Raw genomic sequence first — 22,079 nt, forward strand, 5'->3', positions numbered from 1 at the left:
GATGCGCTGCGATATAGTCATACCGGTCTGGAACATGAAGGAGCTTACCCAGCAGTGCGTAAATAGCGTCATACGCCACACGGATTTTCCTTACCGGCTTATAATAGTGGACAATGCCAGCAACGAAGAGACAAAGGCCTACTTGGAGGATCTGGCTAAAAGAAAAGACGTAGAAGTTCGGCTTATCCGTAATGAAGAAAACCTTGGTAATTCCAAAGGCGCCAATCAGGGTATCCGCTCCTCCGATGCCGAATATGTATGCATATTAGATAATGACACTATAGTGACGGACCATTGGCTTTCGGAAATGGTCAAGATAGCAGAGTCGGATGAAAAGATCGCGGTCGTTAATCCCTTAAGCAATTACGGCGCTAAAAAGCCGCTTGGCAGGTCATGGGATGATGTCGCGGCCGAAGCATATCAAAAGGGAAACGGGAAGTATCTGGAGACGGCGGCCGCGATAGGATTTTGTTTTCTTATAAAGAGAAAAGTCATAAACGATATAGGCGTTTGGTCTGAAGGTTACGGCCCCGGGTATTTTGAGGATACGGAATATTCTGTAAGGGCCATAAGGCGCGGGTACAAAATAGCGATAGCGCAAGGCGCTTATGTTGTTCATCTGGAACACTCCTCTTTTAAGCGGACCGGATTTTTCGACGAACTTTTCCAGAAGAACCAGAAGCTATTTTACGACGAATTTGGCAAATCCAAAAGGTTTCTTTATATACTTACGGGAAGCGAAAAGACCCTCGGCCTCGATAAAAACGCTTATCGGAACGCGCAGGAGAGAAACTGGATATGGGTCTTTATGCAAAAAGGCGCAAATATAAACTTACCGGTCCATGCGTATATAAAGTTGTTCTACCTAAATAAGCCGTTTTTCAGGACAAATTGCATTTTCAGGATACTAAAGAGAAAGAAGAAGTTCGACGCTATATATAGCGACTCCCTCCCAATTGCTGAGACATTGAGATCGCTTAAGAATCTGCATGGGGCAGAAGTAGTTTACCCCGCATTGTAATGCTGCGGGGCAAGTACGGAAAGGTGATATGAAGATAGGAGTGGTAGGCGCGGGATATGTAGGACTTGTTACGGCGGCTTGCTTCGCCGATTTAGGCAACGACGTCGTATGCATGGATATAAGCGAAGAAAAGATAAAATCCTTAAAGAAGGGCATTATACCCATTTACGAACCGAAATTGGAAGGCATTGTAAAAGACGGCCTGAGGGAAGGCCGGCTTACTTTTACTACAGATATAGCCGCGCTTGTAAAAAAGACAGAGATAATATTTATAGCCGTAGGCACTCCGCCTAAAGAAAACGGCGACGCGGACCTCTCGCACATAGAAGACGTTTCGCGGAAAATCGCCGCTTGCATGAGCGCTTACAGGCTTATTGTGGAAAAGAGCACCGTTCCCGTCCATACAGGAAAGAGAATAGAAGAGATCATTACAGCCAACAATAAGAAAAAGATAAAATTTGATGTCGCCTCAAACCCTGAATTTTTAAGGGAAGGCCAGGCAATAGATGATTTTATGCATCCCGATAGAATTGTCCTTGGCGTCAGGACCGAAAAGGCAAAACGCACGCTTACCGATTTATACTCAGCACTTAAAGCGCCGATGGTTGTGACGGATATAGAGAGCGCCGAGCTGATAAAGCACGCCTCCAATTCATTTTTAGCGACTAAAATATCCTTTATAAATTCGTGCAGTAATATATGCGAGAAGAGCGGAGCCAACATATTGGATGTTGCGCGCGGCATGGGCATGGACAAACGTATAGGCGAGAAATTTCTTAATGCCGGCGCCGGTTTCGGCGGTTCCTGCTTTCCAAAGGACCTCGACGCGTTTATCAGTATATCCGAAAAACTGGGATATGATTTTGGTATATTGCGAGAGGTAAAAAGAGTCAATGAAGAGCAAAAGATACTTTTCGCGAAAAAGATAAAACGCGCATTAGGTACCCTGAAGGCTAAAACCATCAGCATACTGGGCCTCTCTTTTAAGCCCGACACAGACGATATGAGGTGCGCGCCTTCCATTGATATAATAAATATGCTGAAGAAAGACGGGGCGAAGATAAGGGCATTTGACCCCAAGGCAATGGAGAATGCCAAAAAGCTTATCAATGGCGTAATCTTTTGCAATGACGCCTACAGTACCGTAAAAGGCGCTGACGCGCTCGTCATAATTACAGATTGGAATGAGTTTAAAGAGATGGACCTTGCGAAAGTCAAGAAGCTGATGAATAAACCGGTTATAATAGACGGCAGGAACATATACAATCCCGATATGGTTAAAAGATTGGGCTTCAAATATGTAGGAGTGGGGCGATTATGATGATAGACGGCGTAAAGGTAAAAAAACTTAAGGTGAATGTGGATGATAGAGGCCGGCTTATGGAAATATTGAGGGCCGACGAGGACATCTTTCAGAAGTTCGGCCAGGTTTATATAACGACGGCCTATCCCGGCGTAGTAAAGGCGTGGCATCACCATAAAATTCAGACGGACAATTTTACCTGTGTAAACGGGAAAATGAAGCTTGCGCTCTACGACGCGAGGCCCGATTCGAAGACTTACAAGGAAGTGAATGAATTCGTAATAAGCCTTGATGACCCCATGTTGGTCCAGATCCCGCCTTCGGTGTATCATGGTTTTAAATGCGTAGGCAGCGGAGAAGCGTTGGTTATAAATATGGTGACAGAGCCGTATAATCACAAGGATCCGGATGAATACAGGACGGATGCGTACGATAATGATATTCCGTACGATTGGAGGAAATAAATGAAAGGCGTGATATTGGCAGGTGGATTGGGGACGCGTCTCAAGCCCCTTACTAAGATAACAAATAAGCACCTTCTTCCCATATACTCAAAACCGATGATCTATTATCCCATAGAGACTCTTGTGGAGGCCGGCATAAAGGATATACTGCTTGTGACCGGAGGAAATCACGCCGGGGAATTTTTAAGGCTTTTGGGCAACGGCCATCATTTCGGGTTAAAGCATATAAATTACACTTACCAGGAAGGGGAAGGCGGAATCGCCGATGCCCTTAAACTGGCGGAACATTTTGCCGACGGCGAGAAAATTGTGGTCATACTCGGAGATAATATAGTAGAGAAGTCCATAAAGAAATACGTGGACAATTTCGCAAAGCAGGAATACGGCGCCAGGATACTTATCAAGAAAGTGGATGACCCGTGGCGGTTCGGCGTGGCCCAAATAAAGGATAAAAAGATAGTATCCATTAAAGAAAAGCCGAAAAATCCAAAGTCAAAGTATGTAGTGGCGGGGATATATATGTACGATTCCAAGGTCTTCGAGATAACAAAACACCTTAAGCCGTCAAAGAGGAATGAGCTTGAGATCACTGATGTGAATAACGCGTACCTCAAACTGGGCGAGCTTCATTACGATATATTAGACGGCTGGTGGACCGATTCCGGCACGTTTGACTCGCTGCTTAAAGCAAATGATCTTGTTGCGAAAAAAGAGAAGAGAAGGGGTAATTGAGTATGAAGATCCTTGTTACCGGCGGCGCCGGTTTTATCGGCTCCAATTTTATAAGGCATATGCTGAAGAAATATCCGGATTACCATATCACAAACCTTGATAAGCTTACTTATTGCGGGAATATTGAGAATTTAGCCGATATAAAGGATAACCCGCGTTATAAATCGATAAAAGGCGATATCGCCGACGCGGGGACAGTGAACGAAGCCATAAAAGAGTGCGATGCAGTAGTAAACTTTGCCGCAGAAAGCCACGTGGACCGGTCTATTAAAGACCCTAACCGCTTCGTGAAGACTAATGTCCACGGCACTTTGACACTTTTAAAATGCGCGAGAGAACTGGGCGTCTCCAAATTTGTCCAGATAGGTACCGACGAAGTATACGGCAGCATAGAGCGAGGCAGTTTTACCGAGCACAGCAACCTCAACCCTCGAAGCCCATATTCGGCAAGCAAGGCAGGGGCGGATCTCCTGGCGCTTTCGTTTTATTCTACATACGTACTTCCCGTAGTGGTAACCCGAAGTTCCAATAATTTCGGGCCGTATCAATATCCGGAAAAGATAATACCGCTTTTTATAACCAACGCGTTGGACAACAAAAAACTTCCTGTTTACGGCGACGGCATGAATGTGAGAGACTGGTTGTACGTAATGGATAACTGCGAGGCGATCGATGTAGTGCTTCATAAGGGCACAGTAGGGGAGGTTTATAACGTCTCGGGCAGCGCCGAAATATGCAACATAGACCTGACGCATAAGATACTGGATTATCTTAAAAAACCGCACGACTTGATAGAATTTGTGGAAGACCGCCCCGGCCACGACAGGAGATATTCGCTCGAAAGCGCCAAAATAAAGGGCCTTGGGTGGCAGCCTAAACATGATTTTGAAGACGCGTTAAAGAGCACCATAGACTGGTATACGGATAACAGGAAATGGTGGGAGCCGCTTAAGAAGAAACGCGCTGAAGTCAAGTGCGGGTCGTGAGTTATAACCGTCATTGCGAGGCACGAAGTGCCGAAGCAATGACAATACATTGACCATGATTATGGACAAAAAAAGAGTTCTTGTTACGGGTTCTAACGGAATGTTGGGCATGGATATGGTCTCTTTCATAGGTGATCTCTACGATGTCTACCGCACTGATCTTGAAGAGAAGAAAAATTTTCGGCATGACGGAAAGAGATTTTCAAAATGCGATATAACCGACGGGCCCACTACTATCCGTATGATAAAAGAGGCGAAGCCGGAGGTTATAATCCACACAGCGGCCTGGACCGATGTCGACGGCTGCGAGCTTGACCAGGAAAAGACGATGAAGATAAATGCCGAGGGTACTCACAATGTGGCACTGGGCGCAAAAGAAGTAAACAGTATCCTTATTTATATAAGCAGCGATTTTGTTTTTGACGGAGATAAGACGAGCCCCTACAAGGAAGACGATATGCCGCACCCCGTAAATACCTACGGATTATCCAAGTTAAAAGGCGAGACCTTTATAAGAAAAGAGCTTGATAAGTACTTTATAGTGAGGACCAGCTGGCTTTTCGGAAAATACGGGAAAAATTTTGTAGATATTGTACTGGACAAAGCAGAGAGAAAGGAAGAACTCAAAATCGTCGTGGACCAATTTGGCTCGCCCACTTATACGCTGGATCTATGCAATGCCCTTATTAAGTTGATGGCTGTGCCTACCGAAGGCCATACTGCCGGAGGAGTGTACCATTTTTCAAATAGCGGCAGCTGCTCGTGGTATAAATATGCCGAGGAGATTTTACGGCTCGGAAGAAAGCAAGATGCAAAGATAACGCCGATCACCTCGTTAGAGCTTGACAGGCCCGCAACAAGGCCCAAGGTGTCGATATTGGACATAGATAAATATGCCGCGTTTGCAGGCAAGACCCCCAGAAGCTGGGAGGCCGCTTTAGAAGAGTATCTTTTGGTAGATTTAAAGAAAGAGGCAAAAGACCATGTACAAAATTTTAAAAAATAAAATAGAAAATAAGACGGCAAAAATAGGTATTGTGGGATTGGGTTATGTCGGGCTGCCTCTCGCGGTGGCCTTTGCCGAAGAAGGATTCGAGGTCTTCGGGATAGACACCGGCCCAAAGAAGGTGAGTTCTATAAAAAAAGGAGAGTCTTATATAATAGACGTGCCCTCGGAAAAGGTTGAGAGGCTTGTGTCGAGCGGGCTTTTAAATGCTACCGACGATTATAAGGTGGTAAAAAAGCTGGACGCCGTAGTGATATGCGTGCCCACACCTCTCGGAAAGACCAGAGAACCCGACGTATCGTTTATAGTCTCGGCTATCGCGGGGATAATCAAAAATAGGCGCAAAAATCAACTTTACATATTGGAGAGCACAACTTATCCCGGGACGACCGAGGAAATATTGCTGCCTAAATTTAAAGAGAAAAATTATAAAATTGACCGCGATTTTCTTTTGGCGTTTTCTCCGGAAAGAGTAGATCCCAGCAATCGAATATACACCACAAACAATATCCCTAAAGTAGTCGGCGGCGTGACAAGGGATTCAACTCAAGCCGCAAAGCTCCTTTATAATCAGATAGTGGACGAGGTGATACCTGTCTCTTCCAGCAAAGTAGCGGAGATGACAAAACTTCTTGAGAATACATTCAGAAGCGTTAACATAGGCCTGGTCAACGAACTCGCCCGGATGTGCGAAAGGATGCATATAAATGTGTGGGAGGTTATAAATGCGGCAAAGACAAAACCTTTCGGCTTTATGCCTTTTTATCCCGGGCCCGGTATCGGCGGCCATTGTATTAATATTGATCCCCTCTATCTTTCGTGGAAGGCAAAGCTTTACGGTTTTGACGCTAAGTTTATAGAGCTGGCGGATCATGTGAACTCAGATATGCCACGGTATGTCGTGCAGTGCGTTATGAACGCGCTTAACGATCGAGGAAAAGCGGTCATGGGGAGTAAAGTGCTGGTTTTGGGCGTTGCCTACAAAAAAGATGTGGATGATTTGAGGGAATCGCCGTCTCTCGAAATAATGAAGATCTTTTTGGAAAAAGGCGCTATCGTCACGTATTCGGATCCGCACGCCTCGCGTATCATGCTGGATTCAAAACCGTTTAAGTCAGCGCCACTACAAGGCGGATTTATTAGAAAACAAGATTGTGTCGTACTCGCTACAGACCACACAAGCTTTGATTACAAAAAGATACAGCATAACGCAAAACTTGTATTTGACACAAGAAATGCCTTTGCGGCAAGAGGCATAAAGGAAAAAAATATATTGGTACTTTAGGGGTAAAATGGAAAAATATCTTGTAACCGGCGGCGCCGGATTCATAGGTTCAAATATAGTAGAAGAATTGGCGAAAAGAAATCACAAGGTCAGGGTTCTGGATAATTTTATAACGGGCAAGAGAGAGAATCTTGCGCCATTTTTAAAGAACATAGAACTTATAGAAGGCGATATAAGGGATATAAATGCCGTCAGAAAGTCTGTTAAGGGCATCGATTATGTGCTGCACCAGGCAGCCCTCAGGAGCGTGCCAAAATCCGTCGATAACCCCGTCCTTACTAATGACATAAACGTAAACGGCACCTTAAATATCTTTATAGCAGCGAAAGAAGCCGGCGTAAAGAGGGTCGTTTATGCCTCCAGTAGTTCCGTTTACGGCGATTGTAAAATTTTCCCTGAAAAGGAAAATTTTATTCCACGGCCTATTTCACCTTATGCGGTTTCAAAGCTGACAGGCGAATATTACGGCTACACATTTACAAAGACATTCAACCTTGAAGTTGTTTCGCTAAGATACTTTAATGTGTTTGGGCCCCGGCAGAACCCCGAGTCCAAATATTCGGCTGTAATCCCCGCTTTTATATCGCATATGCTTTCCAATAAAGCGCCCATAATTGAAGGCAGCGGCAAGCAATCGAGAGATTTTACTTACGTTGAAAATGTCGTTCTTGCCAATTTGGCCGCTTGCAAGGCAAAAAATGCGGCGGGTGAAATATTTAATGTGGCGTGCAATAAATCGTATTCAGTTTTAGATATCATAAAATACCTTGATAAGTTTTTGGGGAAAAAGACCAAGCCGGAATATGTAAAGGCGCGGATGGGCGACGTCAGAAAGACGATAGCCGACATTACAAAGATGAAACGTATTTTGAAGCTTACGCCTAAAGTCCAGTTTGAAGAGGGGCTTAAAAGGACGCTGAATTGGTTCAGAGAGGATACGGGGAAAAAGCGATGAAAAAGAGAGTGCTTTTAACGGGTGGAGCAGGATTCATAGGATCGCACCTTTCAACTTTTTTGCTGGAGCGCGATTTTGAAATAATTTGTATGGATAATCTCATAACAGGCGTTATGGGAAACATATCGCATCTTTCTAAGAATAAACATTTTGAATTTATAGAGCACGATGTCACAAAATATATAGATATAAAAGGCAATATCGATTACGTATTGCATTTTGCTTCTCCCGCAAGCCCCGTGGATTATCTGAAACTTCCTATTCAAACGTTAAAAGTGGGTTCTTTGGGCACGCATAATGCGCTGGGCGTCGCAAAAGAGAAGGGGGCAAAATTTCTCCTTGCATCGACAAGCGAAATCTACGGCGACCCGGCAGTGCATCCCCAACCCGAAAGCTATTGGGGCAATGTCAACAATGTCGGCCCGCGCGGAGTATATGACGAAAGTAAGCGCTTTGCCGAAGCCATAACCATGGCATATCACAGAACACACCGCCTAGACACTAAGATAGTCCGGATATTTAATACCTACGGGCCGAGGATGAGGAAAGTGGACGGCCGCGCCATACCGGCATTTATAGAAGAAGCACTGAATAATAAGCCTATAACTGTATTCGGCGACGGAAAACAGACCCGCAGCTTCTGCTATATCTCTGATCTTGTAGAAGGGGTATACCGGCTTATGAATTCAAGCGTCAATACTCCGGTAAACATTGGAAGTCCCGAGGAGATGACAATACTGAAGCTCGCGGATGTCATAATAGATTTAACGAAGTCAAAAAGCAAAATAATATTTGAATCTCTTCCCATAGATGACCCCAAGACCCGCCAGCCGGAAATAACACTGGCAAGGATGCTTTTAAGTTGGAACCCGACCATAAAATTGGAAGAAGGGCTTGCGAAGACCATAGAGTGGTTTAAAGCGACTTATATGTAGCAAAAAGATATGGATAACGACGGTTACTACGGAAGTGAGAGAGAAGATATTATCGCGCTGATACCTATGGAGGCAAAGCGTATACTTGACGTGGGCTGCGGTTTCGGGCTCATGGGCAAGCGCATTAAGGAAATAAGGGGCCCTGTCGAAGTAGTGGGATTTGAGGCCGAAGAGGCTGCTCTAGAAATGGCGCGAAAGAATCTGGACGTGCTTATAGCGGGTGATGTCGAGAGCGTTAAACTTCCGTTTAAAGACGGTCATTTCGATTGCATTGTTTACGGCGAAATACTGGAACACCTTAAGGACCCGTGGAAGGTGTTAAAAGAGCATAAGAGATATCTAAAAAAAGACGGACTGTGCATAGCGAGCATGCCCAATATCTCGCATTACAGCGTTGTACAAGGGCTTCTTAATGACAGGTGGGATTATAAGGATTCGGGCATACTGGACAGGACGCATCTGAGGTTCTTTACCATTGAAGGGATGAGGAAGATGTTTTCTGACGCGGGATATGCGATTTCGGATGAGAAGAGATATATAAGGGCGTCGCGCGTTAAGAAATTTCTTGGAAAGATCTTCGGAAAGCGCGCCATACACTTATTGACGGAACAATATATAATAACAGGAAAGGCCTGAGGATTTATATGACAGAAAAAGGAACCAGCATAGTCATACCGGTTTGTAATCTTTTAGGTTTTACGCGGATCTCGGTTGATTATATACGCAAAAATACCGATACGCCTTATGAATTGGTCATAGTGGACAACGGATCTACCGACGGGACAAAGGAGTATTGCGCAGAACTTGCAAATGAGATTGACCTGAAATATATTCCGAACGACACCAATCTCGGGCCAATACTGGCAATAAACCAGGGAATTCGGGCCGCCAAATACGAATACATATGCCAGATGCATAATGATGCGGTAATATTTGAGCCCGGTTGGCTCGGAAAGATAATATCTATAATGGAAAAGGATCCCAAAATAGGCATAGTCTGCCTGGCCGGGCGTCAGTATATACGCAAAGACGCTGGCTGCGACGAAGATACACTTAAGCATAATCTCTTAAGCATAGGGCTCAACCCACCGATGAAGGAGACCGTGGCCGACGTTGCCGTAATAGACGGGCTATGTTTCGTCTTTACAAAAAGCCTGATCGAAAAGACGGGAGTGTTGGACGAAGTATACGGCATGATGCATTTCTATGACATGGACTTTTCGCTTGCCAGCATAAAGGCAGGATACAGAAATGTCGCCGTTAATGTTCTGGCGTTTCACGTAGGGAACGGCGGAACCACGCGGCGCTCCGATTTCTATAAAAACCTTGTCCCGAACGACCTCAAGTTATATAACAAAAATAGCGCCATATTCCAGAAGAAGTGGAAAGGGATGCTCCCCTGCGACGTTCGCCGCCACGCCCTGGTGCTGTAAAACCCGCCATTTTGACATTTTCCGAGTTCCCTCTCAAGTGCTGCTCAACTTTGTGGTTGTCTTCATAATAATAGTGATACTCTCCGAGCTCAGGTAAAATTTCTTAACGCCTCTCGCTGGCGCCAAAAATCGGGGGCGCTTGAACTCGGCTGGCACTGCCGTGCCGCCTCATTTCGCCTCCTACGTATCATTGCCAGGTCGGCGAAATCGCCTTCGGCGAACAGCAAGCGCCCTTTTATAAACCGATTTTTGTCTGGCTCGAGGCTAAAATTTTATTCGCTCGGAGAGGTATCACCATTATTATGGCACTAACGCTGCTTTAGAAAAGGAAGCCGGTGTTTTTCGGAGCGAGTGTCGATTTTAGGCGAAGCAGCTTGAGTAACGAGGGAATCCCGACGTCCCCCGAGAGGGGGACAATGTCGGAATGGCGAAGCTGTCTGAGCCCCGATGGAGAGCCCATCGGGGCGAGTTCTGAGCCACCGAGTTACGAAAGACCTTCGCCGTAAAGAAATCGACCCCGAGCGGAGAAAAATACCGGATTCCTTTTATTCGTCCAGTGGAAATGTCAATATTCCATATAATACATATTTCCTTGCCTTTCCCGCTCAAATATGGTAATATTTCCAATACTTGTCTACCTACTTATGTATACCCCACAGCAAGAACGTCATTGACAATATAATACTATAATCATAGTAATGGAGGGTGGCAAAATATGAAACAATACGCGCTTACCGAGAGACAGTCTACGGTATATAACTACATAAGGGACTATTATGGCAAGCATAATATGAGCCCTTATGTCCGCGAAATACAGGAAGCCTGCGGCATAACTTCTTACAAAGTCGCGCTTGACAGGCTTTCTTCTCTGGAGAAGAAAGGTTATATCCGCCGCAAGCTAAATAAGCACAGAAGTATAATGCTAAACGGTAAATAATTTAATAGAGAGGACAAGCATGAAGATACCAATTATGAATTTGAGCCTTCAATATGAGGAGCTCAAGACCGATATAGACCGCGTTATGCGCAGAATTGCCGAAACGAGCAGTTTTATACTCGGCAAAGAAACGGAAGAATTTGAAAAGGAAATAGCCGCATATTGCCAGACGAAATACGCTGTAGGAGTAAATTCAGGAACAGACGCCCTTATTCTCGCTCTCACCGCGCTCGGCATAAAAGAAGGCGACGAAGTTATAACTACGCCTTTTACATTTGTTGCTACAGCGGAGGCGATATCACGTGTCGGCGCAAGACCGGTATTCGTTGATATAGAGCCGTTGACTTGCAATATAGATCCTGCAAAGATAGAAAAAGCCGTTACCAAAAATACAAAGGCGCTCGTTCCTGTACATCTTTTTGGCAATCCTTGCGATATGGATTCTATATCAAAAGTAGCCGGCAGATATAAGCTAAAAGTGATAGAAGATACCGCGCAGGCGATAGGCGCAATTTATAAAGGCCGTAGAGTAGCGAGCTTCGGCGATGCCGGATGCTTGAGCTTTTTCCCCGGCAAAAACTTGGGCGCTTTCGGAGACGGCGGCATGGTCACTACCAATAGCCAGGATATTGCGGATAAGATACGGATATTAAGGGTCCACGGCACAGTAGCCAAATATCGCCATTCGATAATCGGCTTTAACAGCAGACTCGACAATCTTCAGGCCGCCATTCTTTCCATTAAGCTTACTAAACTTGATGAATGGAACGAGAAGCGCAGGAGGGTGGCGGAAAAGTATGATAAGGCACTGAAAGATCTGGTTGCCGTTCCTCGCATCCAAAAAGACGGAAAGCACGTTTATCATTTATATGTAATAGGAGTTGAAGCAAGAAGAAGGGACGGCCTTGTCGAGTTCCTGAATAAAAACGGCGTAGAGGCACGAGTCTACTACGGCCTTCCGCTCCATCTACAGGAATGCTATAAAGGCCTTGGATGCAAAAACGGCGATTTTCCCGAGGCAGAAAAGGCCGGACTTGAGACGCTAGCGCTGCCGCTTTTCCCGGAACTGCGCGAAAAAGACCAGGACTATATCATAGAGAAGATCAGGGCATTTATCAGGCCTTAATTCAGGTAAAACATGAGTATATATAGATTTAAAATTAGGCTTTCAAAAGATCGAAATACGGGAGAGTGGAGATTGGCTGTCGAAGAGGAAAATCTCCATCCGAAGCCTTTTATGTGCGAGGCAGAGAGTAAGACGCTCATAATACTCGGCTCACCCATATATCGCGAGAGGATGGATAGCGGCATAATCGCCGGCGAAATATTAAAACGGGGCATGGACAGGTCTTTTGTCTCCGAAATCGATGGTTCTTTCCTTTTTATATTATATGACAGAGCGACGGGTATCTTTAGTATAGCAAGCGACAGATTTGCGTCAATACCCGTTTATTACTTTTTTGATGAAACAGAATTTGTCGCTTCCGTAAATTATGCGGATATCTGGCGCGAGTTATGCAAAAAGCGCGACTTTGCAATAAATCAGGAAGCCTTTTACGAGTTTATATATTTACAAAGACTTCTTGGGGATAAAACTTATGACTCCAGAACAAAATATTTGAATTCGGCTTCCATCCTAACTTTTAGCATGCAAACCGGCAGTTTGGATGTCGTCAGATACTGGCGGCCGGATTTCCAGAAACGCAAGGGAACGCCTACTGAGACTAGCCGGATGCTGGCCGATTTGACTCGCAAGGCCATTTTAAGAAGGACCAGCGACGGCAAGCGGTACGGTTTACTATTGAGCGGCGGCCTTGATTCAAGACTGGTCTTGGCAGCTTTAGACAAGAGAGTGGAGTGCATTACGCTGGGGCCGTATAAGAATAACGAATATCTTGTGGCAAAGGCGTTGGCAGACGCAAAGAAATATCCCCACTCGTTTATAAAAAGAAAAGAGGGTCATTACGCAAGTATATTGGAAGAAGCTGTATTTCTGGGTGGCGGGATGAATATGTATATACACGCCCACTTTTTGGATTTTGATGAAGAATTTAGGGCCAAGGCCGATGTACTTTTTCATGGCCACGGATTTGATTATATGTTTCAGGGTAAGTATTTACCTTACGAGACCGTTAAGATCTTAAACAAGAAGACATATTTAAAAAAGAGGATACCCATTGAGAAGGACGTAACGAGCAAATTCCTTTCTAAAATAAGTTATCGCCTTAAGTCGGTAGATCCCCTATCGCTTGTGACTCATAAAGAAAAAGAGAGGATGCGTGGCTCACTTGTGGCATCAGCGGCAAAGGTCGTCGAAGGGGGGAACGACTGCGCTAACGATCCGCATGATCTGTGGGAATATCTCGTCATGCATAATCTCTCCAGACATTACACATTTCTTAATCTGTGCAGTATGCGAACCGCTGTCGAAGAAAGGACGGCTGCCTTTGACAACGAATTATTCGATTTTTATCTATCACTTCCTCCGGAAAGCCGCCTTAATAAGAAGATATTTACCGACGCGATAAAGTTATTGAGCGAAGATTTCTACAGGATAAAGAGCGCGAATACGAACTTTAATATTTATGATTCTGATCTTATGCTAACGGCCAAACTTTCCGCCAATAAGATATTAAGGCAATTAGGCTTATCGGCATCCTTGCCGCCGAGTCAGGCCGATAGGTCATGGCCCGTTAAAGCGGATATAATAAAACAAAGTGGAAAGATAATGGCGATAGTAAGGGCGCTGACAGACTCAGAAGCACTCAATACGTTAGGATTCTTCGACATGGATGCGATAAAGCGCTATCTGGGGAGACACCTTGCAGGCAAGGCCGACCATTCTGATCTCATATTGACTCTGGTCACAATAGATACTTTTATAAAAAATAGCAGTAAAAAGGACATGGCATATGTCGTTTGCGCGAAAAATCAATAAAGCGGTCCTAAAGACGGCTGATAAGCTGATACCGGTCACGAAGAAAGAACTTCGTTTTTTGGAATCAGTTCTAGAAAAGAGATTCTTAAATTTCGGAGTGGAGCCGACGAATCTGTGCAATGCCGCATGCCCTTTCTGCGCGTACAGGTTTTCGAAAACGGCGAAGAAGGTCATGCCTCTCGAGCTTTATAAAAAGGCGGTGGAGGAATACAGCTTTTTAGGCGGCGGCGGGATGGCCCTTACCCCGACGATAGGCGAGCCGCTCATGGATAAGACGATAATAGAGAAGGTCAAAATAGCGCGGAACTACCCTAACATAGGAAATATATTCTTTTATACTAATCTTATTAATCTTGACCAATTTGATATAACGGAATTACTGCTTTCCGGAATTAGCCGCATATCAGTATCCACTGCTATAGGTTCCAAGGAAATGTATGCCAGGCTTTTCGGGGCCGACAAATACGACATCGTGTTTAAGAACCTTATGAAATTACTAGAGACGAATAAGAAGCTCGCGAATCCTGTTAATATAATCCTGGCTCTGAGATTCGATAAAAATTTCGACTTATATAATTCTGCCGATTATAATAAGGTCTCAAAAATGATCGACAAAAAGAAGATAACCAAATTGCCGAATGACCGGGGCTACGATAATTGGGGCGGCGTCATAGAAGAAAAAGACCTGCCGAAGGATACAAAGTTTCGGGAAAGTAAAAAGGATAGGTCTGAGCCATGCGCCGAATTATACCGCAGGATAAACGTGCTTGCCAATGGCGATGTCAATTTCTGCGTCTGCAGGGACTTTGACTACGAAATGGTGATAGGGAATATAAGCGATAATGACTTAATAGGCCTCTGGCAAGGCGATAAATTAAGGAAATTGAGAGAGAACTGGAAGAAGGGCAACATGCCGGCCATTTGCAGAAATTGCTCCAACTACGCGCCTCTTAGTAATTTCCTCAAAAAGTCTAGGATTGCGATATGGTCTTTGGCAAAGTGCATAAGGAGGGGGCATTAATGGGACCTTTAGCAAATTCAAAACTGGCCGATTTTATAAGAAGAAATTTTTTGCTGAAGTCCTTAGTAAGAGGGGTTTATCAGATTTTTATATTCCCCTTTACAAGGAAAGGCGTCGATGTGAATATAGGCGGGGCAGGTAAGTATAGATTGGACTATATTTTTGCGTTACGCGGCTACGATGGTTTCGGCGATAAGCATAATGCGGGATTTAGAAAGTGGATCGACTGCTGCAGAGACAAAAAGATTGTATTCGATGTGGGCGCGCATATAGGCCTTTACACGATACCTGCGGCAAAAGCCATCCGGCAGGACGGCCGGGTCTATGCCTTTGAGCCGGGAGCCGCGAACAGAAAGTATCTCATGCGCCACTTCAAGTATAACAATGTTAGTAATGCGATTATAGCTCCGTATTTGGTAGGTGAAGAGAGTAAAAAAGAGCAGCTGTTTTACGAGAATAAGAAGACGGACCCCATGAATTCGCTCCATCCCAAAAAGAATGTCTGGTTATACAAAAGAGTGTACAGAGAGCAGGTGACGCTGGACGATTTTGTTCGCTGGAATAATATTGAACCGCAGGTCATTAAGATAGACGTTGAAGGTGCGGAATACTGTGTATTAAAAGGAGCTTATGAAGCAATAAAAAGGTATTCGCCCGTGATATTTTTAAGCGTCCATCCTAAGCAGCTTGGCCTATTCGGCTCTTCTGCCGCTGAAGTTTTAGAGTTGATAAATAGCCTGCAATATACTGCCCATAATTGCAACGGCGAAAAAGTATCGGAACTCGATTTTGGCGAATATATATTATCTAAGAAAACAGGGAGTATTGACAATGGCTAGGGGCATTTTACGTAAAAATCTGGATTTAGCTAAACATTACGGCCTAATTCGTACTTTCAGGATATATGCGAGGACGCTTGTATGGTACTTATACGGGATCATGTTTGGATGGACAAAAAGATACAAAAAGCTTGTGGTAAACGGCTATCCTATGTATGTCGACCTCAAAGATAAAGGCATATCCAAGGCACTTTTTGTCTACGGCAGCCGCGAGAAAGACCAGATGCATCTTGTCAAAGATAATATAAAAAGGGGTTCAACGGTTCTAGATATAGGCGCTAACATAGGTTATTATGTTCTTCTGGAGGCAGGTATTATCGGACCTTCCGGCAGGATAATCGCTTATGAACCATCAAGCGATAATTGTCTTTTATTAAACAGAAACATCGCGGCCAATGGCCTGACCGATAAAGTCGAAGTCAACAATGCCGCTCTTTCGAATAGGTCGGGGACGAGCCGTTTCTATTTATCATCGAAGTCCAATCTTCATACGCTTAATCCCGTTCATTACAAGGGAGGCGCCAAGAGATCTGCTGAAGAAAAGTTTATAGATGTCAGAACCGTGGACGTATACGCCGTACTTAATCAAAACAGAGATGTGAAGTTCATAAGGATGGATATAGAAGGCCACGAAGTCGAGGTACTCGAGGGCATCTTGCGTGCAGTGCGGGATTTTAAAATCTATCCCGATATCTTATTCGAGACCCATTTTGCGAAATACGACCCAAGTGGCCATGATATTGAAAGCAGGTTGAAGGCGTTGTTTGGCCTCGGATATATTCCGGCAGCCATAACCTCGACCGACGAAAGCGCGCCTAATGTTAAAGAAATCAAAGAAAGAGGATATAAACCGAAGCTAGTAATCGATACCGATAGGGTGAACCGAGGCATCTACGAGAAGATTTCTCCGGATGATGCGGTCAATTTTATATGCAATACCGGCGGCGTCAGGGCAGTCCTCCTGAAGAAGGATTGAGATGAAACCTATAAATGTCCTTGTTGTCAGTAGTAAGTATCCGCCTGAATATGCAGGTTCAGGCATAAGGGCGCGTACTACCTATAAGAGGCTAGCGGAAAAGTTTCCGATAGCCTTTGAGGTGCTGACAAGCTCAGTCACTTATAATAAGTCCGCCATATATGATATAGACGGCGTCCGGGTGACCAGGATAGCCCGAAAGCCTTTCCCACTGGCTACGGATGAGAAGAGGGGGGCAATTACTTTTACGAATAAGCTGAAACTCGGGTGTGATTATCTTTCAGAAGCCGTGCTTACATGGAAATACCTTGCGTCTAATAGTAAAAGATTCGACCTTATTCATATATTCGGGAAGAATTGGGTAACGGCGGCTACGGTAACGTTTGCGAAGGCATTCAAAAAGCCGTTTATAGTAGAACTTTGTAATGAGGTGGATACCCCGCACCACTACGAGCCATTCTTTTTGCGCGCCATATTGGGCGGCAGGTTTCCGGGAAAAACGCCCATCGTCTGCATATCGGATATGCTGAAAAATATGTGCGAAAGCTACGGCTATAAAGATAGCATATGGTGCAGGCCCAATCCGGTAGATGAATCAAGATTCTTCGTAGATGAAAAAAATAAGGCTGCTTTCCGCAAGAAATATACGCATTTCGGGCCGGATGATATACTTTTGGTTTACGTGGCAAAATTCAGGCCGAGCAAAAACCAGATCTTACTTCTGGATGTCCTGAGAGAATTGCCCGAGAAGTTTAAACTTGTGTTGGCTGGTCCGGTGGTTGACAGCGGGCCGCTTTTTGAACGGGACAAGAATTGTCTCGGAAAAATAAAAGAAAAGATAAGAAAATACGGCCTTGAATCCAGAGTGGAATTAAAGTCCGAGTTTATAGAAAATGTGGATAAATATTTAAAGATGTCCGATATATATCTTTTTCCCACCACCACCGAAGCGCTCGGGACCCCCATGCTGGAAGCGATGGCATGCGGCCTGCCAGTAGTGGCTAACCGTATAAAGGGCGTGACGGATTCCTGGATAGAAGACGGCAAGAACGGGTATATTTCCAGCTTAAATGCCGGGGAATTTGCCGAAAAGATACAAAGGGCACTTGCTATAACTCCCGGCATATTGAGCAAAAAGCGCCAAGAGATTCTGTCCCAATGCTCGGCACGAGTCTTAGACGAACACTATTTCAGTTTATTAAAGGAGTTAGCCGGATAACATGAAACGAAAAGTTCACATATTGACTACTTATGCGTCGCCCAATTCTATTGCTTTTCTGTATCCCTTTTTGGCTAACAGACGTTTCTTCAGCTCGCACGGCATAGAGTTCTCTTTTTATGAAACGGTCAGCAAGAAGATTTATAGCTGCGACTGCCTTTTTATAAATAGCAAGTTTTTCAGGGAATGGTACCCCCGCCAGCAGAACGAGCTATACGATACGATGTCTTTATTTAAAAAGAATATCGGTAGAGTAATCTGGTTTGACACGACCGATAGCACCGGGACTACGCAGTTTAATATTATGCCGTTCGTAGACAGATATTACAAAGGACAGCTTTTGCGGAATAGATCATTATACGAAAAAGCTTTTTACGGGCACAGAATTTTTACTGACTATTACCATGAAAGATTTGGGATAGAAGATGATCGAGCGGCCGGAGGGCAGGCAGATCTGACGGAGGCAACAGCCACAACACTCAAAAAGGAATATGCAGCCAAGCTGTACCTTTCGTGGAGCAGCGCCATGAATGAATGGGGCAGCTATAATTATACATATGGCGGCTTACTCGCAAAGATCAAATGCCATTTGCCATTTGAAATGCCTTATCGCGTCAAATTTGTCAAACCGGATAAGAGGCGCAGCAACGATGTTCTTGGCAGGATCGGATTGGCGCATAAGCGGGATACCGTTCGGTATCAGCGAGAGCTAATAACAAAGGCACTGGATAAAAACTTCAAAACAAATACGGCAAAAATATCAAGGAAGGAATATCTTAGGGAAATAAAAAATTCTAAGATAGGCGTTAGCCCTTTCGGACTTGGCGAGATAAGCTGCCGCGACTTTGAGGTCATCATAAACGGCGCGCTACTTTATAAACAGGACATGTCGCATCTTGAGACATGGCCGCCTTTATATAAGGACGAGAAGACATACGTGAGTTTTGCCTGGGACCTTTCGGATTTTGAGTATAAATTGAGAACACTTCTGAAAGACGAGGATAGGATAATAAGGATAAGCAAAGAGTCCCAGCGGACTTACGAATATTATCTATACGGCGACGGCAGGTTGGAGTTTTGTGATAAAGTGATGGACATTCTGAAATAGACACAAGAGATTTTATGAAGATAGGATATTTAATATCAAGTTATCTACCCAAAATAGGCGGCGCTGAGGCCTTTACGCACAACATGGCTACGGAGCTTACGAAACAGGGCCATTACGTGGCGATCATTACGCCATCGCGCGGCAAAAAATTCGATAACCTTTTTAAATATAGGGTTGAAAGATTAAATCCGATGCTCACGAGGTTCTTATTGGCTAATTTTTCACTCGGGAAACTATATGTCGAAAGAAAGCTATCCAGCCTTCAGAAGAAATACGGTTTTGACCTCTGGCAGGTGACTATAGGGTACCCGCTTGGTGCTGCGGCGGTCGATTTTTTCAATAGAAATAAGATCCCATGCATCTTGCGCTGCGTTGGCGAAGACATACAGGTCTATCCATCACTTAGATATGGCTACAGATTAAGAAGGGGTGTGGATAAAGTTGTGAGGGAGAAATACAAAGAATTCAGCGCCCTAATAGCCGCAAGCAGATCCATGAAAGAGGACTTTTTGTCGTTAGGGGTGCCCGCAGAGAAGATAAACGTCATACCTAACGGCGTAGATTGCGCGCAGTTTCAGAACACCAGAACGAGAGACGAAGTCAGGAAGGCATTAGGTATAGGCGATGGACAGAAATTGCTTTTGACCGTGGGCCGCAATCATCCTAAAAAAGGTTTTGATCAAATTTTGCCGGTAGCCCTGATACTGAGCCAAAGATATGCGAATTTTAAATGGCTTTTGATCGGTAAAAACTGCAGCGAAATAAAAGAAGAAGCCCAGAAGGAAGGTTTAGGCGGCTATTTTATTGTTAAAGAAGTCAAGGCAAAGATTTCGCCGACAGGTGGACTTGAGATACCGAGCGAGGAATTGGTTGGTTATTACAAAGCGGCCGATATATTCGTTTTTCCGACATACATAGAATTATTCGCCAAGGTCTTGATAGAAGCCATGGCGGCAGGTCTTGCGATCGTGACTACGGATGCTCCGGGAGTCAACGAAATGATAGACCACGGCATAAACGGCTTGAAAAGCAAAGCAAAAGATGCCGCGGGCATAGCCGAATCGATCATGAAAGTGGTTTCCGATGAGACGCTCAAAAAGAAGCTTTCGGAAAATGCGCTTTCAGCGTCAAAGGGATATGACTGGAATTTGGTAGTAGGCCGTTATACTGAATTATATAAAACACTTGCTAACTGATATGAAAAGAATAAAAATCGCACACTTAATAACGGATCTTGATATAGGCGGAGCGGAGCTTATGCTTCTTAAGGTCCTGCGCAATTCTGATAGAAAGCTATATGACCATTTTGTCATTTCACTTAAGTCAAAAGGCAAAGTGGCAAAAGGGATAGAAGATATCGGGGTGTGGGTTATAAATCTTGATGTAAAATGGTACAACTTCCCTTTAGGCCTTATAAAGCTATGTGCCATTCTCAAAAAGGAAAAACCGGCTATTTTGCATAATTATCTCTTTCATGCTGATCTTGCCGGTCGGATATGCGGCAGGATATCCGGGGTGCCGGCCATAGTCTCTTCTTTGAGAAGCGTTGACGTAGGAAGCGGCTTCCGCGAGATATTGCTAAGGACTACTGACGGCCTTGTGGATGCCGTTACGGCAGTATCTAAAAAAGTGGCGCAGGAACATATAAACAAACGGACGACAAAAGAAGCTAAGGTAAGAATCATATATAACGGACTTGAACTTGATAATAGTAATAAGAGCGGCAGGAAAGATGAACTTAGAGGCAAAGAGGGCATAGCCCCCGGAGAATTTCTAATCCTGTCAGTCGGTAATCTCAGGCCCGTAAAAGGGTATTCGTTTATTTTTGATGCGGTTAAGGTATTGCAGGAAAAGGGCAAGGATGTGAAACTGGTTATCGTCGGCGGAGGAGATTATAAAAAAGCGCTGGAGGCAGAAATCACGCATAAGGGCGTTTCCGGTAAAGTGATGTTCGCCGGCGAAAGGGAAGACGTATCGAATTTTTTAAGTATGGCAGATGCTTTCGTGATGGCATCTTTGTGGGAGGGAATGCCGAACGCGCTTCTCGAAGCTATGGCAGCGGGGTTGCCAGTAATAGCGACTAGAGTTGGCGGGATACCGGAAGTAGTGTGCGATAATAAAAATGGTATTTTAGTAGAACCTAAAGACGGAAAGGCCTTGGCGGAGGCGATAGAGCGGATAATGAAAAATGAGGTATTACGGAAGCGGCTGGGTGAAAACGCTAAAAGTTACATTAAAGAAAACTTTGATATAAAAAGAACTGTAGCTGAAACTGAGAAGCTTTATAAAGAGATTGCTTCGCTCCGCTCGCAATGACAGAAAATGAGATAACGTGGCAAAAATAAAAGTATTGAGAATAATAACAAGATTGAATATAGGCGGGCCGGCAAGGCAGGCAGTACTCCTTAACTCGGAACTGGCCAAAGAGAACTTTGATTGCGTTCTTATTACAGGGTCGTTATCCGAAGCGGAAGGCGATATGAGCTATATCGCCGCCGAAAGCAGCGTCAAACCGGTCATGATACCGGCAATAGGGAGGGAGCTGAGCATCTGGAATGACCTGGTAAGCTTCTGCAGGATCTATAGTATCATAAAAAAGGAAAAGCCGCATATTGTCCATACGCATATGGCAAAGGCCGGGACCGTGGGCAGGATTGCGGCAAAGGCGGCCGGAGCGCCCGTAATAATACATACTTTCCACGGCCATGTATTTCACAGCTACTTCAGCGAGCAAAAGACAAGGTTTTTTATAGGCATAGAAAAGATATTGGCACGTTTTACCGATAAGATAATAACTGTAAGCGAAAGGCAGAAAAAGGAGATAAAGGACTATTTATCTATCAGTGATGATGGTAAAATCGCACTTATTCCTTTGGGATTTGATCTGGACAAATTCATAACCGATAAAGATTGCACAGCAC

The 22,079-nt window shown here is 44.5% G+C and carries 22 protein-coding genes; all 22 read left to right on the forward strand.

Features of this window, described 5'->3' with window-relative positions:
* Position 1: 1 nt before the first annotated feature.
* Positions 2-1,021 (forward strand): glycosyltransferase family 2 protein, encoded by a 1,020-nt coding sequence (locus KKI13_00150; protein MBU4487466.1) that lies wholly within the window; start codon positions 2-4, stop codon positions 1,019-1,021.
* Positions 1,022-1,049: 28 nt separating this feature from the next.
* Complete coding sequence (locus KKI13_00155; protein MBU4487467.1) at positions 1,050-2,342, forward strand: UDP-glucose/GDP-mannose dehydrogenase family protein; 1,293 nt, start codon at positions 1,050-1,052, stop codon at positions 2,340-2,342.
* A complete protein-coding gene (locus KKI13_00160) occupies positions 2,342-2,788 on the forward strand; it encodes a dTDP-4-dehydrorhamnose 3,5-epimerase family protein (protein MBU4487468.1) in 447 nt (148 codons plus the stop codon). Before KKI13_00155 ends, KKI13_00160 begins: the two co-directional genes overlap by 1 nt.
* Entirely contained in the window at positions 2,789-3,520 is a 732-nt protein-coding gene (locus KKI13_00165) for an NTP transferase domain-containing protein (protein ID MBU4487469.1), read from the forward strand.
* A 2-nt stretch (positions 3,521-3,522) separates the two neighbouring features.
* Entirely contained in the window at positions 3,523-4,506 is a 984-nt protein-coding gene (gene rfbB, locus KKI13_00170) for a dTDP-glucose 4,6-dehydratase (GenBank protein ID MBU4487470.1), read from the forward strand.
* A gap of 61 nt (positions 4,507-4,567) precedes the next feature.
* Positions 4,568-5,512: a dTDP-4-dehydrorhamnose reductase gene (gene rfbD, locus KKI13_00175; GenBank protein ID MBU4487471.1), complete on the forward strand. Its 945-nt coding sequence runs from the start codon at positions 4,568-4,570 to the stop codon at positions 5,510-5,512.
* On the forward strand, positions 5,490-6,797 hold the full coding sequence (locus KKI13_00180) for a nucleotide sugar dehydrogenase (protein MBU4487472.1): 1,308 nt from the start codon (positions 5,490-5,492) through the stop codon (positions 6,795-6,797). Before rfbD ends, KKI13_00180 begins: the two co-directional genes overlap by 23 nt.
* Positions 6,798-6,804: 7 nt before the next feature.
* A complete protein-coding gene (locus KKI13_00185) occupies positions 6,805-7,752 on the forward strand; it encodes an SDR family oxidoreductase (protein MBU4487473.1) in 948 nt (315 codons plus the stop codon).
* Positions 7,749-8,687 (forward strand): SDR family oxidoreductase, encoded by a 939-nt coding sequence (locus KKI13_00190; GenBank protein ID MBU4487474.1) that lies wholly within the window; start codon positions 7,749-7,751, stop codon positions 8,685-8,687. The genes KKI13_00185 and KKI13_00190 overlap by 4 nt, the downstream gene beginning before the upstream one ends.
* A 9-nt stretch (positions 8,688-8,696) precedes the next feature.
* Positions 8,697-9,323 carry a class I SAM-dependent methyltransferase gene (locus KKI13_00195; protein MBU4487475.1) on the forward strand — a complete coding sequence of 209 codons (627 nt, stop codon included), beginning with the start codon at positions 8,697-8,699 and terminating at the stop codon, positions 9,321-9,323.
* 8 nt (positions 9,324-9,331) lie between these two features.
* Entirely contained in the window at positions 9,332-10,120 is a 789-nt protein-coding gene (locus tag KKI13_00200) for a glycosyltransferase (GenBank protein ID MBU4487476.1), read from the forward strand.
* Between the two features lie 715 nt (positions 10,121-10,835).
* On the forward strand, positions 10,836-11,057 hold the full coding sequence (locus KKI13_00205) for a hypothetical protein (protein MBU4487477.1): 222 nt from the start codon (positions 10,836-10,838) through the stop codon (positions 11,055-11,057).
* Between the two features lie 19 nt (positions 11,058-11,076).
* The gene (locus tag KKI13_00210; protein ID MBU4487478.1) at positions 11,077-12,183 is read left to right on the forward strand and encodes a DegT/DnrJ/EryC1/StrS family aminotransferase; all 1,107 of its coding nucleotides are present in this window, start codon (positions 11,077-11,079) and stop codon (positions 12,181-12,183) included.
* A 72-nt stretch (positions 12,184-12,255) separates the two neighbouring features.
* A complete protein-coding gene (locus tag KKI13_00215; GenBank protein MBU4487479.1) occupies positions 12,256-13,995 on the forward strand; it encodes a hypothetical protein in 1,740 nt (579 codons plus the stop codon).
* Positions 13,970-15,016, forward strand: a complete 1,047-nt coding sequence (locus KKI13_00220; GenBank protein ID MBU4487480.1) for a radical SAM protein — start codon at positions 13,970-13,972, stop codon at positions 15,014-15,016. Before KKI13_00215 ends, KKI13_00220 begins: the two co-directional genes overlap by 26 nt.
* Positions 15,016-15,855 (forward strand): FkbM family methyltransferase, encoded by an 840-nt coding sequence (locus tag KKI13_00225; protein ID MBU4487481.1) that lies wholly within the window; start codon positions 15,016-15,018, stop codon positions 15,853-15,855. The genes KKI13_00220 and KKI13_00225 overlap by 1 nt, the downstream gene beginning before the upstream one ends.
* The gene (locus tag KKI13_00230; protein MBU4487482.1) at positions 15,848-16,831 is read left to right on the forward strand and encodes an FkbM family methyltransferase; all 984 of its coding nucleotides are present in this window, start codon (positions 15,848-15,850) and stop codon (positions 16,829-16,831) included. The genes KKI13_00225 and KKI13_00230 overlap by 8 nt, the downstream gene beginning before the upstream one ends.
* A 1-nt stretch (position 16,832) precedes the next feature.
* Positions 16,833-18,050, forward strand: coding sequence for a glycosyltransferase family 4 protein (locus KKI13_00235; protein ID MBU4487483.1), 1,218 nt, complete (start codon positions 16,833-16,835; stop codon positions 18,048-18,050).
* A 1-nt stretch (position 18,051) separates the two neighbouring features.
* The gene (locus KKI13_00240) at positions 18,052-19,158 is read left to right on the forward strand and encodes a hypothetical protein (GenBank protein MBU4487484.1); all 1,107 of its coding nucleotides are present in this window, start codon (positions 18,052-18,054) and stop codon (positions 19,156-19,158) included.
* Between the two features lie 14 nt (positions 19,159-19,172).
* Positions 19,173-20,354, forward strand: coding sequence for a glycosyltransferase family 4 protein (locus KKI13_00245; protein MBU4487485.1), 1,182 nt, complete (start codon positions 19,173-19,175; stop codon positions 20,352-20,354).
* Position 20,355: 1 nt separating this feature from the next.
* A complete protein-coding gene (locus KKI13_00250) occupies positions 20,356-21,474 on the forward strand; it encodes a glycosyltransferase (protein ID MBU4487486.1) in 1,119 nt (372 codons plus the stop codon).
* 16 nt (positions 21,475-21,490) lie between these two features.
* On the forward strand, positions 21,491-22,079 hold a 589-nt coding region (locus KKI13_00255), incomplete at its 3' end, for a glycosyltransferase (protein MBU4487487.1).

It is taken from the genome of Candidatus Omnitrophota bacterium (genome assembly GCA_018894435.1).
Lineage (GTDB): Bacteria > Omnitrophota > Gorgyraeia > JAHIPI01 > JAHIPI01 > JAHIPI01.